The 14,528-nt window shown below is 70.3% G+C and carries 18 protein-coding genes; 11 read left to right on the top strand and 7 right to left on the bottom strand.

Annotated features, from left to right (window positions below):
• Positions 1-14: 14 nt before the first annotated feature.
• Both KBX71_RS06360 and KBX71_RS06355 read left to right on the top strand, forming a co-directional pair.
• A complete protein-coding gene (locus KBX71_RS06360; protein ID WP_210817080.1) occupies positions 15-338 on the top strand; it encodes a hypothetical protein in 324 nt (107 codons plus the stop codon).
• Complete coding sequence (locus KBX71_RS06355; RefSeq protein ID WP_210817079.1) at positions 335-733, top strand: hypothetical protein; 399 nt, start codon at positions 335-337, stop codon at positions 731-733. The genes KBX71_RS06360 and KBX71_RS06355 overlap by 4 nt, the downstream gene beginning before the upstream one ends.
• An 18-nt stretch (positions 734-751) precedes the next feature.
• Here the strand turns inward: KBX71_RS06355 and KBX71_RS06350 are convergent, their stop codons facing one another.
• The gene (locus KBX71_RS06350; RefSeq protein ID WP_124816218.1) at positions 752-1,006 is read right to left on the bottom strand and encodes a flavin reductase; all 255 of its coding nucleotides are present in this window, start codon (positions 1,004-1,006) and stop codon (positions 752-754) included.
• A 279-nt stretch (positions 1,007-1,285) separates the two neighbouring features.
• On the opposite strand from KBX71_RS06350, the gene KBX71_RS06345 reads away from it, so the two are divergent.
• From KBX71_RS06345 to KBX71_RS06325, 5 genes are all read left to right on the top strand, one after another.
• Positions 1,286-2,086 (top strand): helix-turn-helix transcriptional regulator, encoded by an 801-nt coding sequence (locus KBX71_RS06345; protein ID WP_210817078.1) that lies wholly within the window; start codon positions 1,286-1,288, stop codon positions 2,084-2,086.
• Positions 2,080-2,262, top strand: coding sequence for a DUF397 domain-containing protein (locus tag KBX71_RS06340; RefSeq protein WP_203121782.1), 183 nt, complete (start codon positions 2,080-2,082; stop codon positions 2,260-2,262). Before KBX71_RS06345 ends, KBX71_RS06340 begins: the two co-directional genes overlap by 7 nt.
• Positions 2,263-2,540: 278 nt before the next feature.
• Positions 2,541-3,245: a VOC family protein gene (locus tag KBX71_RS06335; RefSeq protein ID WP_210817077.1), complete on the top strand. Its 705-nt coding sequence runs from the start codon at positions 2,541-2,543 to the stop codon at positions 3,243-3,245.
• A 186-nt stretch (positions 3,246-3,431) separates the two neighbouring features.
• Positions 3,432-3,863 carry a hypothetical protein gene (locus tag KBX71_RS06330; RefSeq protein WP_210817076.1) on the top strand — a complete coding sequence of 144 codons (432 nt, stop codon included), beginning with the start codon at positions 3,432-3,434 and terminating at the stop codon, positions 3,861-3,863.
• Positions 3,864-3,910: 47 nt separating this feature from the next.
• Complete coding sequence (locus tag KBX71_RS06325) at positions 3,911-4,186, top strand: hypothetical protein (protein WP_124816228.1); 276 nt, start codon at positions 3,911-3,913, stop codon at positions 4,184-4,186.
• A 13-nt stretch (positions 4,187-4,199) separates the two neighbouring features.
• Here KBX71_RS06325 and KBX71_RS06320 read toward each other — a convergent pair whose 3' ends face one another.
• Positions 4,200-4,979, bottom strand: a complete 780-nt coding sequence (locus tag KBX71_RS06320; RefSeq protein WP_210817075.1) for a L,D-transpeptidase — start codon at positions 4,977-4,979, stop codon at positions 4,200-4,202.
• A 409-nt stretch (positions 4,980-5,388) separates the two neighbouring features.
• The gene (locus KBX71_RS06315) at positions 5,389-6,099 is read right to left on the bottom strand and encodes an HAD family hydrolase (protein WP_210817074.1); all 711 of its coding nucleotides are present in this window, start codon (positions 6,097-6,099) and stop codon (positions 5,389-5,391) included.
• 120 nt (positions 6,100-6,219) lie between these two features.
• Here KBX71_RS06315 and KBX71_RS06310 point away from each other — a divergent pair, with 120 nt between their 5' ends.
• On the top strand, positions 6,220-6,858 hold the full coding sequence (locus KBX71_RS06310; protein WP_210817073.1) for a hypothetical protein: 639 nt from the start codon (positions 6,220-6,222) through the stop codon (positions 6,856-6,858).
• Positions 6,859-6,885: 27 nt separating this feature from the next.
• Here KBX71_RS06310 and KBX71_RS34515 read toward each other — a convergent pair whose 3' ends face one another.
• Positions 6,886-7,464, bottom strand: a complete 579-nt coding sequence (locus tag KBX71_RS34515) for a TetR/AcrR family transcriptional regulator (RefSeq protein WP_307846981.1) — start codon at positions 7,462-7,464, stop codon at positions 6,886-6,888.
• A gap of 175 nt (positions 7,465-7,639) precedes the next feature.
• Here KBX71_RS34515 and KBX71_RS06300 point away from each other — a divergent pair, with 175 nt between their 5' ends.
• Entirely contained in the window at positions 7,640-8,854 is a 1,215-nt protein-coding gene (locus tag KBX71_RS06300; protein ID WP_210817071.1) for a low temperature requirement protein A, read from the top strand.
• Positions 8,855-8,874: 20 nt separating this feature from the next.
• Here KBX71_RS06300 and KBX71_RS06295 read toward each other — a convergent pair whose 3' ends face one another.
• Complete coding sequence (locus KBX71_RS06295; protein ID WP_210817070.1) at positions 8,875-9,993, bottom strand: serine hydrolase; 1,119 nt, start codon at positions 9,991-9,993, stop codon at positions 8,875-8,877.
• 118 nt (positions 9,994-10,111) lie between these two features.
• Positions 10,112-10,999 (bottom strand): RNA polymerase sigma-70 factor, encoded by an 888-nt coding sequence (locus tag KBX71_RS06290; protein WP_210817069.1) that lies wholly within the window; start codon positions 10,997-10,999, stop codon positions 10,112-10,114.
• A gap of 162 nt (positions 11,000-11,161) precedes the next feature.
• Here KBX71_RS06290 and KBX71_RS06285 point away from each other — a divergent pair, with 162 nt between their 5' ends.
• Together KBX71_RS06285 and KBX71_RS06280 are read left to right on the top strand one after the other, a co-directional pair.
• Positions 11,162-11,545, top strand: coding sequence for a DoxX family protein (locus KBX71_RS06285; RefSeq protein WP_196925597.1), 384 nt, complete (start codon positions 11,162-11,164; stop codon positions 11,543-11,545).
• 53 nt (positions 11,546-11,598) lie between these two features.
• On the top strand, positions 11,599-11,988 hold the full coding sequence (locus tag KBX71_RS06280) for a hypothetical protein (protein ID WP_210817068.1): 390 nt from the start codon (positions 11,599-11,601) through the stop codon (positions 11,986-11,988).
• Between the two features lie 69 nt (positions 11,989-12,057).
• Here the strand turns inward: KBX71_RS06280 and KBX71_RS06275 are convergent, their stop codons facing one another.
• Positions 12,058-14,406, bottom strand: coding sequence for an IPT/TIG domain-containing protein (locus tag KBX71_RS06275; protein WP_210817067.1), 2,349 nt, complete (start codon positions 14,404-14,406; stop codon positions 12,058-12,060).
• Positions 14,407-14,528 lie beyond the last annotated feature (122 nt).

Here is a 14,528-nt window from a genome sequence, read left to right as displayed (position 1 = left end):
GGTAAGCTGCCCGTATGACAGAGCCTCAGCGCCGCTTCACGATCTCCGTTCCCCCGGACGTGAGTCAGATCCTGGAGAGCCAGGGCAACCGCATGGCCAGTGCCTACGTCACCGAATCGGTGCGTCGGCGCAGGCGGGTGGAACAGCACAAGGAGTTGTTGCTCGCCTCCGGCATTCACGTCACTGACCAGGGTGTCGCCGAGGCTCGAGCCCGCCGCCTGGCCGTGGAGGCCGAGTGGCCCTCGGAGCGGTTCGAGGCGGAGCGCGCCAAGATCCGCTCCGCCATGGAGGCCGAGATGAACGGTGATGACACGGCACCCCGCGCCGACGCCGCATGACATCGCCGACAACACCACCAGTCCGGCTCATCCTGGACCGGTCGGCCCTGCTGGGATACGCCGTCCTCCGGACCGTGCACGTGGGTGAGCCCGTCCACGAGGTGATCGAGGACGGGGTGCGGTTCGGGGTGCCGGTGGTGGCAGCGGCCGAAACGTTGACCATGGCGACCGGCAAGGACCTGGCCCTGCTGCACAAGCTGCTGGCCTTGACTTCCTGCGCGCTGCTGCCCGAGCAGGCGGAGGATCTACCGGAGCTGACCTTCTGGCAGCGCAGGACACGCCGTTTCGACCTGGCCGCGGCCGCCGTGGCGGGCCTGACCCACGACGCCGCAGTGCTGACCAGCGAGGGGCCGGGATACTCCGACGGGGTGCCACTGATCCACTTTCCGGGATGAACGACGGCGGGCCGAGCGTCAGCTCCGGGCCCTGGCCCAGGAGAGGAAGCGTTCGGTCATCCGGGCCGGCGGATGATCCGGGTGGAGTTGGGTGAGCTGGTTCGTCGCCTCGTGCATCAGGGTGCCGAGGTAGATCAGCAGTGCGGTGCGGCTGGTCCGGTACTCCGTCAGCAGGGCGAGCTTGGCCGGCTGGCAGGGCCACTCCCTGCCACAGTTCCGGCACCGCCACAGCGGACGCATGGCGACGTGCGGGACGGGCGGCCGGACCACCATCACCGCCACCGCGCGGCGGGCCGCTGGTCTGTCGGGCTCAACACATCGACCTCCTCGGGGGCGGGGAAGGGGCCGCTCCCGCAAGGGGGAAACGGGAGCGACCCCGGGGACAGGGCCCGCCGCCGCCATTCCGGCCACCAGCGGACCCGCCACTGGTGACAGTGTGGTGACGAGGCGACTACCGTCGATACGTGCTCACGCCATTCGTGCAGCTCAGCGGTCCAGGTGAGCACCCATGAGGGACACGCCGGGCCAGACCGAGCGAAGGTTGGGGAATCGATGGGGACCGTCACCGACTACGTGCTGGAGGAACTGCGACTGTTCCGGACGGGGTCCGGGCTCAGCCAGGACGACTTCGGCAGGGGCATCGGCTATTCGGGTTCACACGTCAGCTCGGTGGAGACCGGCGGGCGGCCGCCCACGAAGGAGTACATGAGGGCGGTCGACACCCACCACCAGACCGGCGGACGCTTCCTTCGCATGCTGGACGGGTTGGCCCGGCTCGACGCGGAGCCGGCCTGGCTCCGCGAGTGGATCGAGTTCGAGCGGGAGGCGACCACGCTGCGCTGGTTCGAATTGGCCTACGTGCCGGGCCTGCTCCAGACCGAGCGGTACGCCCGCGCGACACTGGCCGGTGGCCGGTTCGACGCCGAGGACGTGGACCGAATCGTCGCCTCCCGGCTGGAGCGGCAGGCGATCCTGCACCGCCCGCGCCCGCCGCAGCTCATCGCCGTCCTGGACGAGGCGGTGCTGCGCCGGCCGGTGCTCGACCAGCCGGGCCTCATGGTCGAGCAGTGCGAGCACCTGACCGAGTTGGCGACGGCGGAGCATATCCAGGTGCACATCGTCCCGACGGATGCTGGGATGTATCTGGGGCTGGCCGGTCAGTTCATCATCGCCGAGATGCCGGACGGTGAGCGGGTGGCCCACGCGGACAACCAGCTCACCGCGCAGTTCGTCGATGCGCCGACCGACGTCGCTAAGCTGGCGAAGACGTGGGAGATCGTGCGGAACGAGGCGCTCCCCCGCCGGCAGTCAACCGAGCTGATCAAGGAAGTGGCGAAGTCATGGGCATGCTGACCCCACAGTGGCGAAAGTCGACCCGGTCCGGCGGCAACGGCGGGTCCTGCGTCGAGGTCGCCGACAACCTGCCGAGCGTGGTGCTGGTGCGCGACACCAAGGACCGCGACGGCGGCACTCTGCACGTCGACCCGACAGCCTGGAAGGCATTCGTCGAGTACGCCAAACAGCACTGAACCCGAAACTCGGAGAAGACACGCCGCGACCGGCCGCCTGCGCCGATCTTGCAGTTTCGGTCGCCGAAAAGCCTGGAATCCCCCCTTACGTCGGGACAGTAAGTGCAAGATCGCGGCCGGGTCCGGGCGATCATGGAGTTATGGTGCCTGGTTTGGGGTTATGCGCGGACTTTGTCGCCCACCACAACTCCATGATCGACGAGGCGCCGAGCGGCACTGACTTCGCCACGCGGCGCTCGTTCCACGGGCGGTCCTCCCGGACCAGGCATGCTGGGACGATGATCGCGCGCTTCAAGGACCTCTGTCTGGACGCCACCAACCCGCTCGCGCTCGGCGCCTTCTGGGCCCGGATGCTCGACGCTGACGTGGCCGATGCCGGCGACGACGACACCCGGGTGGACCCGCGCTCGGCGCGCTCCAGCGCCGAGTCGATCTGGGTGAACAAGGTGCCGGAGCCGCGGGTCGGCAAGACCCGCGTACACCTGGATCTGCGGCTGGCCGACGCGGACCCGGCGGCGCTGCTCGCGGACGGCGCCCGACTGGTCCGCGAGCAGGCCGGCGACGAGACCTGGTGGGTGTTGGACGACCCGGAGGGCAACGAGTTCTGTGCGTTCCCGGCCCGCGAGGGCACCCGGCCCGGCCCGTTCGAGCTGGTCGTCGACTCGACCGACCCGGCGGCGCAGGCGACCTGGTGGGCGGGGGTGGTCGGCGGCACCGTCGAGCACGAGTCGACCACCTCGTCGGTGGTCGGCGCGTCCGGGTTCCCCTGGGACTACTGGGTGTTCGTCGGGGTGCCCGAGCCCAAGGCGGTCAAGAATCGCCTGCACTGGGACGTCGACCTGGTCGACCCGGAGCCGATGGCGCTGATCGCGGCGGGCGCGACACTGCTGCGGGAGCCGTTCGACGAAGCGCACTGGTGGTGGGTGCTGGCCGACCCGGAGGGCAACGAGTTCTGCGCCTTCGCACCACGCCCCACCGGGTGAACGACCGACTACCGAGCGCGGGCGTCGTCGGCTAGCGTTTTCGTAGCGCCGTAGCCGGCGCGTTCGCCACTGCCGTCGACACGCCTCCGGCCGACCCCATGCCTGTCCGATCGGTTGGTAATCGCGGGAACGTCCCACCGCCGCTCCCCCGGTTCGGCAGGATCGTCCCAACGAGGAGGTGCCGTCGTGCAGGACACCCGCGCTCTCGCCCTGACGTTCGAGGTGAGCGGCCTGCCACCGGTCAAAACCGAAGCGTTGTCCATCTTCGCCGCCGGGCATCGGCAGGCGACGAGGGTCCGCACCTTGCTCCAGGCCGCCCTCGCCGCGGCCCAGCGCACCGGCTGGACGCCGTTGCCCGGGCCGGTCGAGGTTGACCTGGTGTTGCGCTGCCCGCCCGGGCACCGTACGTCCGACGCCAGCACCCTGCTCGGCGGCGTCTGCGCGGTGTTGCAGGACAAGAAGCGGGTGTCGACCATCGGCCTCGCGCACCTCGGCGTGCTGGTGGACGTCGCCCTCTACGACGACGACCGGCAGATCCGCCGGTTGTCGTACCACGAGGAACCGGCCGAGGAATTCTCGTACCAGGTGCGGGTCGCCGCCGTGCCGACCGGGGTTTGACCGACGTCCGCGGTGGGGTATCGCGGACGCCGACGAAGGGAGCACCGATGTCGGAGCCACATGTCACGCTCGACCCCCGCGGGCTCGACCCTGTGCAGCAGAAGCTGCGCGGCCCGCTGGAGGAGCAGCTGACCTCGGCGCTTCAGGCGGCCATCGACCGGGTCGGCGCCGACTACGCCGGCGAACCTGTCGAGCAGGTCTGCCAGCGACTGTTGGAGGAAACCCGCTCCGGGTTGCATCCCGACATCGCCGCCGGGTTCAACCCGGACATGGACGAGTTCTGCCGGGTGGCGGTGGCGATTGTCCGGCGCGAGGCCGGCTGAGCCGCAGCGCTCGTCAGTATCGGCCGAGCTGGGCGTACGGGCTGAGCACGATGCGCGGTGACAGGGCCGGGTCCAGCCAGGTGAGCACGTCGACCAGGTGACCGTGTGCGAGGGAGACGCAGCCAGCGGTGGCGTTGCCGGCGCTGGTGCTGAACTGGTGCAGGAAGATTCCGCTGCCCGCGTTCGGCACCGGCTTCGGCACGTTCGGCGCCATGTTGTAGGTGATCACCCCGAAGTGCGTGTACGCGGGGACCTCCTTCCACAGTGCCTCGCTGGCCCCACCCGGGTTGGTCGCACTGTGGTGGAAGGTGTTGTACAACGCCGACGACGGGTTCTCGTTCCACCAGTCACCGCTGACCAGCCGGTGGTAGGGAAAACGCACGCCCGGGTTGGCGGCGATGCCGTACATGGTGGGGCCGATCGAGTAGACGCCTGTCGGCGTGGTCGGCACCCCCTCCACGTGGTTGTCGCTGAAGCCCTTCGAGCCGATCCGGGCGGGCAACGACGCCGACGCGGGGTGCCAGCCGTTCCAGGTCCGCACGTACGCCTCCAGCGTGGCGTAGGTGGTGGTGTAGCTGCTGGCGCCGACGATGATCACCTGCTTCGTCTCCGCCGGCAGCGTGGTCAGCGCGCTGGCCCGGTTCTGGGGGCGGCTCGGCAACGGTCGCGGCGTCGGGGGGGTCGTGCCCCAGCCCGGCTGCACGCTCGCGCCGAGTGCGGGAGCGGCCGGGGTGAGCACGGCCGGGGCGGCCAGACCGGCCGCCGCGCCGAGCAGGAGAGATCTGCGCTTCATGCCGCCATCCTGACAGTCGAACCGACGCGCGGTGTGCCCCGCTGGGCAGTGGCGAACGATTCGCGGGGCGGGTCAGGACCGGGTCCGCAACTACCCGGCCCTGACCCTCGGCCGTCCGGCGGAGGAGCGGACAGCTCCGGCACCCCGCCGCGCGGGCGTGGCATGACGTCACGCGCCGCAACGGGGTGAGCCGGCCACTCCGCACTCAGCTCCACGGTGCTCACCCGCCGAACGCCGACGCGCCCCGACACACCCCGAAGGGCCGTGAGCGCCGGACCAGGTTAGGCGGGCTCCGACCGGCCGGACAAGCCGCGTCGGGCGGCCGGGGGCAGGACTGATCTCACGGTGAAAATCGGGCAGGTCGACGTAACGCGACCATGATCGCCGACGCTGTTTGGCTTCGGTACGGTCAGAAGTGCCGCAGCAGGTCCCGGAACGCGGCGAGCCGCAACACCCCGTCGTCGGTCGGGTCCAGCTCGTCGTCCTCCAGCACCCACGTGTTCGCGTTCGGGATGAACACCGCGTTCAGCCCGGCCGCCCGCGCCGGCACGATGTCGGACTTCGGGGAGTTGCCGATCATCCACGCGCCGGCCGGCGCGAAGCCGTGCTCCCGAGTGAGCCACCGGTACGTGTCGACGTTCTTCTCGGCGACGATGTGCGCGGCCCCGAAGTGGTGCAGCAGGCCGCAGGCGTCCAGCTTGCGCTGCTGCTCCTCCTGGTCGCCCTTGGTCAGCAGCAGCAGCTCGTGCCGGCCGGCCAGCTCGTCGAGCGCGTCGGCCACCCCGGGCATCAACTCCACCTGGTGCTCGACGAGGGCCACCGCCAGCCGGTCGATCTCCTGGCGTTCGGAGTCGGTGGCCGGCCGCTCGCGCAGCCGCTCCAGGCACTCCGCCAGGCTGCGCAGGAAGACCTTGCTGCCGTATCCGTGCGCCACCGCGTTGGCCCGCTCGATGTCGTCGAGAACGGTCCGCAGCTCGGCCCGGTCCAGGGTGGGGTGGTCCAGCCAGCCCAGGAAGTCGTCGATCACCCGCTCGAAGACGACGTTGTTCTCCCACAACGTGTCGTCCGCGTCGAAGATCAACACCTGTGCCTGCCGTCGCGCCGCCACGTCGACCGTCATGCCATTCCCTCCCCGCGCCCACCGCCCGATGGGCCGAGAGACAGGATAGGCGGCAGACAAACGGCGATTCCCATGATTTTTCCGCTCGACAGGTTCGGGACGGCTCTTGAGGAGTGCGGCATGTTCACCATGAAGTGGGTCACCGGCGTGGCGATGCTGGCCTGCGCCAGCGCGCTGGTGGGGTGCCAGGGCGGTGCGGACGAGGCGCCGCGCACCGCGGCGGGCACGCCGACGCCGTCGGGCGCCGCGACGGGTGCGCCGACGGCGGCGGCGCCAGCCACCTCATCGGCGGCGGCGACCGACCCGCTGCTGTCCGGCAAGCGCGAGGTCACGATCACCCGGGTGCAGGGTTCGGGGAAGGCGCTGGAGCTCAGCGGACGGATCGAGGAGGGCGGCGACACCGGCGGCCGCTCCCTGTTCGTGCCGACACCGATCGGCGGCGACCGGTACGTGATCAAGGCATTCGGCCCGAAGGAAGACCACCCCGCCAACGACGACCCGTCCTGCTGGCAGGTGAACGGTCTGGACATCGAACCCGAGCTGACCATCGGGGCCGTCGTCTGCGACCCGGACGACCCGATCCAGCGGTTCACCATCATCGCCAAGGGCAACGGCACGTACGCGATCGGCAGCGAGACCCGGTTCCTCCAGCACCTTCCCGGCAGCGGCCTGGTCCTCAAGGAGTTGGGCAACTCGAAGCTGAACACCACGTTCCGGTTCACCGACAACGGCCCGGCCGACCGCAAGCCCATCAACTGACCACCGTCGAGGGCGGCGGCCGCCTGGTCACGGCCACCGCAGCAGCCGTTGCGCGATCAACGCTTCGCGGTCCTCCTGCCCCTCGGGTCGGAGCCGGCCACCACGGGTGAGCATCACCACGCCGTGCAGCAGGCTCCAGCCCACCTCGGCGAGGGTGTCCGGGTCCCGCCCCTCGGCCAGCGGGGTCAGGGCCGCCCGCAACTCGGCGAAGACCGCCCGCGGCGCGGCCGGCACACCATCCACGCCGAGGGCCAGGTCGGGGGTCAGCGCGAGCATCGCGTCATAGACCTCCGGATTCGTGTACGCGAAGTCGAGGTACGCGGTCGCGACCGCCGGCCAGACACCCTCGGGGCTGCCGGCGGTCTCCGCATGCGCCTCGGCGAGATCGGCGGCCAGATCGGCGAAGGCGCACACCGCGACCGCGGCGATCAGCGCGTCCAGATCGGCGAAGTGCCGATAGATGTCACACATGTCGATCTCGGTCCGTTCGGCGAGCCGTCGGGTGGTCACACCCGCCCAGCCCTCCGTCTCGGCCAACTCTCGCGCGACCGTGACGAGGACGTCACGCCGGTCCTGTTCAGTGGCCTTCTCGGCAGGTCCGGGCACGTCCACGAGCGTAAGGGCGTACACCTGCCGTAGCGGCCGGGTGACGGATTGGTGACTGTTGTGGGTCGCCGGCCCCTTAGCTCGACGTGCCACAGCCTCCCCCTGGCTCGTTAGGCGAGGAGATCACCGCGACGGGAGGGCACGTGGTTCGGCGACACCGGCGCGTGGCGAGCCGATGAGGAGCACCCCCGACAGACTGTTGCGCAGCGAAGCCACCCGCCAGCGGGCCACCTTTCTGGAACTCTTCCTCGACCTGGTCTTCGTCTTCGCCCTCACCAGGATCTCGGCGCGGCTGATCGCCGACTTCACCGACGGCCAGCGCGGGGTGTACGCGGGCCTCGGCCAGGCTCTGCTGCTGTTCCTGGCGCTGTGGGCGGTCTGGTCGGTGACGGTCTGGTCGACAAGTTGGCTGGACCCGGATGCCCCGATCGTCCAGACCGTCATCATCATGACGTTGGTCGGCGCCATGACGATGGCCGTCGCCGTGCCACAGGGCTTCGGCACACGGGCCTCCCTCTTCGCCATCACCCTGGTGACCCTCCAGATCGGCCGAGTGGTGTTCTTCCACGTCGCCGGGCACGGCCGGCCGGACCCCCAACAGTCGATCCGGATCCTGTTCTGGTTCGGCTTGAGCGCACCGCTCTGGGTCGTCGGCGGGCTGGTAAACGACGGCACGGTTCGAGGGGCACTCTGGACCATCGCCGTGCTGACCGACTACGCCGGGCTGTTCCTCGGCTGGCCGACCCCCCGACTCGGCGCGCAACGGCTCGGCGTCCAGATGATCGCGGCTGAGCACCTGGCCGAGCGGTACCAACAGTTCCTCCTCATCGCTCTCGGCGAGGCGATCTTCGTCATCGGCCTCGCCTTCAGCGGCAGCGAGTTCCACAACGACCAGACGGGTGGGTTCGTCCTGGCGCTGGCGAGCACCGTCCTGCTCTGGCGGATCTACTTCCACGTGGCGGGAGGGATGCTGGGCGCCGCCGTCGACCGTTCCCGTAACCCGGCCCGACTCGCGACTGACATGGCGTTCGCCCACATGGTCATGATCGCGGGGATCGTGCTGACCGGCGTCGGCTTCGAGCTGTTCATCGCCGAGCCGCTCGGGCACCTCCCGGCGGCCTGGCTCATCGCCATCTTCGGCGGGCCGGTGCTCTTCCTCGCCGGACGATCGGCGCTCGAATACCAGGTCTTCGGTCGGGTCTCCCGGTCCCGGCTGGCCGGCCTGCTGGCCTTCGGCCTGCTGGCCTTCGGCCTGCTGATCCCGGCGGCACTGCACCTCAAGCCGCTCACCGCCGGCGCGGTCGCCGCCGTGGTGCTGCTCGGCGTCGCCGCAGCGGACGCCCGGCAATCTCGCCACCGGTCGCCGGAGACGCCCACGCCCCCGTACTAAGGTCTGTGTCGAAGCGCTGGTCAGCCGCAGAGAGCCTTGTTCAGGAACGCGTCGACGGCGTCGTCCGGGTCACCGGGGACGTCGGGCGTGAGCATGATCGTGACCTGGCGGCGCCGGTCTTCGGTCAGATAGGACCAGGACTGGTACGCCAGGGCGTCGCCGTCGTTGCCGTACACGCGGACCCCGCAGGAGGTGTCCCGCCACCAGGCCAGCCCCAGCCCGTACCTGCCGCCCTCGACACCCGGTGTCTTCATCTCCTTGAGCAGGTGATCCGGCAGGAGGCGCCCACCCAGCAGTGCGGCGAAGAACCGGTTGAGGTCGCTCGTCGTGGAGATCATCTCGCCACCTGCGCCCATAACCGACGGGTTCATCCTCGTGTAGTCGACGAGGCTCGTCTCGCCGTTCTGCAGTATCGGCACGTAGCCGTGCGGATGCGGGTCGGCGATCCGCGACGATGCCCCCGGCACCGAGGTGTCGCACAGCCGCAACGGTTTGATGACTCGGCGCTTGATCTCCTCGCCGTACGACCGGCCGGTGACCTTCTCGACGATCTGGCCGAGCAGGAGGTAGGCGGTGTTCGAGTAGGCGAAAGCCGAACCCGGCGGGTCGAAGACCGGCGGATTGGCCACCGCCCGCTGGACAAGCTCGGCCGGGCTCCAGGTCCGCCACCGGTTGTTCAGGAACTCCGGTTTCGGCGGCAGCGGCAGCGTACGCAGATAGTCGTACAGGCCGCTGGTGTGGTTGAGCAGCTGGCGCACTGTGATGCGGTGACCGTCCGGGACGACTCCGGTCAGCCATCGGTCGACAGTGTCGTCCAGCCGCAACGACCCCTCGTCGACGAGTTGCAGGACGACGGTGGCGAGGAACGTCTTCGTGATGCTGCCCACCCGGAATCGACCCCCCAGCGGGACCGGCCGTGGCTCGCCCAGTTCGGCGACTCCGCTGGCGCCTCGCCAGAGGCCATGCTCGTCACGCACCTCGGCCAACGCACCCACCGCCCCGGCGGCCACGACCGCGTCCAGCCGCTTCTGCAGTGAGCCGCGATCCGCCTCCTTCGATGCGGCGCTGGCAACGGCCGGCACCCCGATCACCGCCAGAGCCGTCGTCGCAGCTACCAACGCCCGATGCACTCGCTTCATCCCGACCCCCTGGGAACAGTTCGTCGAGATCGAGCCTGAACCAGTGGGCGGGACGGACATATCCGGGAACACCCGGGCCTACCCCTGAGAGCGGACCCGGACGAATCCAGGCGGTCGATCAGCGGCGCAGCGCCGTCTCGCTCCGCATGTGCGACAACTTCTCCGGGTTACGCACGGCGTAGACCCCGCTGATGAGACCGTCGTCGACCCGCAGCGCGAGGACCGTGTCGACCGCGCCGTCGAGCCGCAGAACCAGCGCCGGGTGACCGTTGACCTGGGCGGGGTGCAGCGACATGGTCGCCACCCTGGCGTGTGTGCTGCAGAGCAGGCGGGCCACCTTGTCGGCCCCGGCGACAGGCCGCAGCACGGCCTGCTTGATCCCGCCGCCGTCGCCGAGGAGCACGACATCCGGCGCGAGGACGTCGAGCAGGCCCTGCACGTCGCCGGTCTCGACCGCCAGCCGGAACGCGTCCAAGGCCCGTCGGGTGTCCGCCGGCGAGACCGTCCCCCGGGGCCGGCGCGCGGCTACGTGCGCCCGCGCACGGTGCGCGATCTGACGGACCGCTGCCGAACTCTTGTCGACCGCCTCGGCGATCTCGTCGTACTTAAGGTCGAAGACCTCCCGGAGTACGAACACCGCCCGCTCGGTCGGCGCCAGCGTCTCCAGCACCAGCAGCATCGCCATCGAGACGCTCTCGGCGAGTTCGACGTCGTCGGCGACGTCCGGTGCGGTCAACAGCGGCTCGGGTAACCAGGAGCCGACGTAGGACTCCCTTCGCCGGCCGACCGCCCGTAGCCGGTTGAGCGACTGGCGGGTGGTGATCCGGACCAGGTAGGCACGCTTGTCCCGCACCGCCGCAAGGTCTGCGTCCGCCCACCGCAGCCAGGTCTCCTGGAGTACGTCCTCCGCGTCGGCGGCCGAGCCGAGCATCTCGTACGCGACGGTGAAGAGCAGGTTCCGGTGGGTGACGAATGCGTCGACAGCGGTGTCCGCCCCAGCGTCCATGCGTTCTCCAGTCTCGTCGGTCTCGTCCGCGTCGCCCACAGGACACCACTTCCCCGTCTTCTGTGACAGCCGGGACCCGTGCGCCGTGTCACGTGTGCCGAGCCGTCACGGCGAGCGGGCCGGCGGTGTCTGGTGGGCGACCTGACACGAAAGGGAAGACTCATGAACCTGGCTCTGTGGATCGCGGCCGGACTGCTGGCCGCACTCGCCCTGGCCGGCGGCATCACCAAGACATTCGTACCCAAGGAGAAGTTGGCCGCGGCCAACGGCGGCGGGTGGACCGACGGTGCCAGCGTCGGCTTCGTCAAGACCCTCGGCGTCCTGGAACTCCTGGCCGCGGTCGGTCTCATCCTGCCCGCCGTGCTGGACATCGCACCGGTGCTGGTGCCGGTGACCGCCATTTGCTGGGTTCTGCTGATGGTCGGCGCGATGATCACCCATTTGCGCCACGGCGAGGCGAAGTTCATCGGGCTGAATCTGCTCTACCTCGCGGTGGCCGCGTTCGTGGCCTGGGGCCGCCTCGGGCCCGAACCCTTCACCGGCTGACCTGAGCCCACCACGCCCCGGGCTGATCGACAGTGCCCCGCTATCCTCGCGCGATGACGTCACGGACCCCGCTGCGGAGACGCACGAAGCACGTTCTCGTGGCCGTGTCCGTCACGCTGGGCTTGCTGTCGTGCCTGTGGGTCCTGTCGTTCCTGTGGTTGCAGATGTTCAAGACCGAGGGCTCGTTGCCGCCGAAGTCGCGGATGCCGGAGGTGCCGTCCGGAGCGACGATCGCCGACGAGAGCATGGAGTGCGCCTCCGGTGGATGCTGGCGAACGATCACCGTGGTGCCCGCTGCGGGGCAGTCCCCGGAGGACCTGGCGCGCCAGATGGGTCTCTCCGAGGACCTGAGTCTGCCGCCGACCCTCTTCGACCCCGCGTCTGTCTACGTGGGGGCCGACCCCAAGGACTGCAAGCTGATCGTCCACGTCGGCTATCAGTGAGCGCCAGGGCAGGACGCACGGTGTTCGCCCCGGCCAGGGCCCGGGTTGGGCCCTGGCCGGGACAGCTGGTCAGCCGATACTGCCGGCACGTCGCCGGCGCTGGCCCAGCAGCACCAGGACGATGCCGAGGAGAGCCAGCATCGCGCCGATGCCCAGCGGCGCGGCAACTGTGTCACCCGTCACCGGCAGGATTCGCGGCACGTAGCGGAAGGTGAGCTCGTTGGAGGCTCCCCCGTCGGTGCTCACGACGACAGTGGTGTTCCGGGCCGCGCAGGCCGGCGTGCGGAAGGTCAACGAACGCCCGTCCGGCGCCACGGTGACCAGGCTCGCCGCGATCGTCTGGCCGCAGATGGTGACCACGGTCCGGCCTGGAACGAAGCCGGAACCACCGACCGTCACGGTCGTGCCGCCACCGGTCGGCCCCTGACCCGGGGTCAGCTCGTCGATGACCGGCGCGGCGATCCGGTAGGCGAACCCGTTCGGCTCGACGACGTCGTCACCGGGCAGTTGCACCGTCACGTCCACCGGGCCGGGCAGGCCGGGTGGGGTGACCACTGTCAGCGAGGTGCCGCTCGGGTCCACGACGAGGTTGGTCCCCGGCGTGTTGCCGAAGTTCACGCCGGTCGCGCCGGTGAGGCCGGTCCCGGTGATCGTGACAGTGGTGCCACCGGAGGTCGGCCCGGACGTCGGCGTCAGACCGGTCACGTCGGCGTCACCGCCGTCGGCCAGGTACGTGTAGTCCAGTGGCGCCGCCGAACCACTCCCGGTGGTCACCACCACCACCGCGGGGCCGATCGCGCCGGCCGGGGTGACCGCCGTCAACGACGTACCCCCCGCGTTGACCGTGATGTCGGTGGCGGGCGCACCGTCGAAGGTGACTGTCGTGCCACCGGGGCTGAAGCCAGCGCCGGTGATCGTCACCGTCTGACCACCCGACTCCGGACCCTCGTCCGGTGTGATCGACGCGGCGACCGGAGCCGCCGACACATAGGTGAACCCGTCCGGCACGGTCGCGTCCGCGCCCGGGATCAGCACCGTCACGTCCACCGGGCCAGGCAGGCCGGGCGGGGTGACCACGGTCAGCGAGGTGCCGCTCGGGTCCACGACGAGGTTGGTTCCCGGGTTGTCGCCGAAGCTCACGCCGGTCGCGCCGGTGAGGCCGGTCCCGGTGATCGTCACCGTCGTACCACCGGTGTTCGGGCCGGTGTTCGGCACGATCGAGGTGATCGTCGGCGCGATGTACGTGAACGTCGGCGCGGTCACCCTGCCCGCCGGGAACACGAGCTCGACCAGCGCCGGCCCGGCGGGGTTCGGCGGGGCGACCACACTGATCGTGGTGCCGGCAGGGTCGACGGTGAATCCGGTGCTGGGCAGGCCATTGAAGTCCACAGCTGCCACACCGTTGAAGCCGGTGCCGGTGATCGTCACCGTCGTACCACCTACGGTCGGGCCGGACGGTGGCGTGAGACCGGTGATCACGGCCGCGCTGCCGTCGGCCAGGTACGTGTAGCCCAGCGGTGGCGCCGTGCCGTTCACCGTACTGGCCACGACCGACGCGGGGCCGACCGCGCCGGCCGGCGTGACCGCCGTCAACGAGGTGCCCGCGGGCGCCACCGTGACGCCGGTCGCCGGCACGCCGTCGAACGTGACAGTGGTGCCGCCCGGAATGAAGCCCGTACCGGTGATCGTCACCGTCTGGCCGCCCGACTGCGGGCCCTCATCCGGGCTGATCGTCGCGGCGGTGGGCGCCGCCGGCGGACGTTCGCAGTTGGCCTCGGCCACGATCACGGTGCCGACCGGGATGGTCGTCGGCACGCCGAGGATGGTGCCCGACAGGGTGAGGACGGCTCGCACGGTGACCGCTGTGGCACCGGTGGCGGTGGTCGTCTCGGTCCGGGTCAACGAGGCGTTCAGGCTCGCCCCCACCAGACCCGGTACGACCACGGCCGCGCTGCCCACGACGGCGGGGTCGTTCGCCGTCAGCGTCACCGGCGAGCCGAAGAGCTCCAGCCCGTTGAGTGTGGTGGCGGCGTTGGTCGCGCCGACCTGCGGGCAGGTAGCGGTGGCGGTGACCTCGGTGGCGTCCAGCACGTCGACGCCGAGCACTGTCAGGTTGAAGCCGTCGACGCTGGCGGACGCCGACGACGAGGCCGCCGCCCGGGTGGCGGTGACCTCCTCGACGGTGCCGCCGGCTGTCACCCCGAGCGCCCCGGGCGTCGAGATCGCCAGCAGCGTCTCGGTGTCGGTGCCGCCAGCGGCCGGCGCGGTGGCCGTGCCGATCGCGGCGTCGGCGGTGATCACAGCCGTGCCGAGCACCTCCGCCGACAGGTCGACGACGACACCTCTGGCGTTCGCGTCACCCGGTGCTGCCCGAGCCGGCGTCCCCGCTCCCAGGGTCGCCAGGCCGGCGACCAGCATCGCCGTGGATGCGGTCGTGATTCTTCGCAGGACAGAACTCACCGATTCCCCCGTTCAGTTCGACTGACGGGCCTGCTCGGTGTGTTGGCACCCGTCAACGAGCGAACGAGACAGAAAGGTAC

Source organism: Micromonospora sp. D93 (assembly GCF_018070365.1).
GTDB classification, from domain to species: Bacteria; Actinomycetota; Actinomycetes; order Mycobacteriales; family Micromonosporaceae; genus Micromonospora; species Micromonospora ureilytica.
This window is presented reverse-complemented; position numbering and strand designations above follow the sequence as displayed.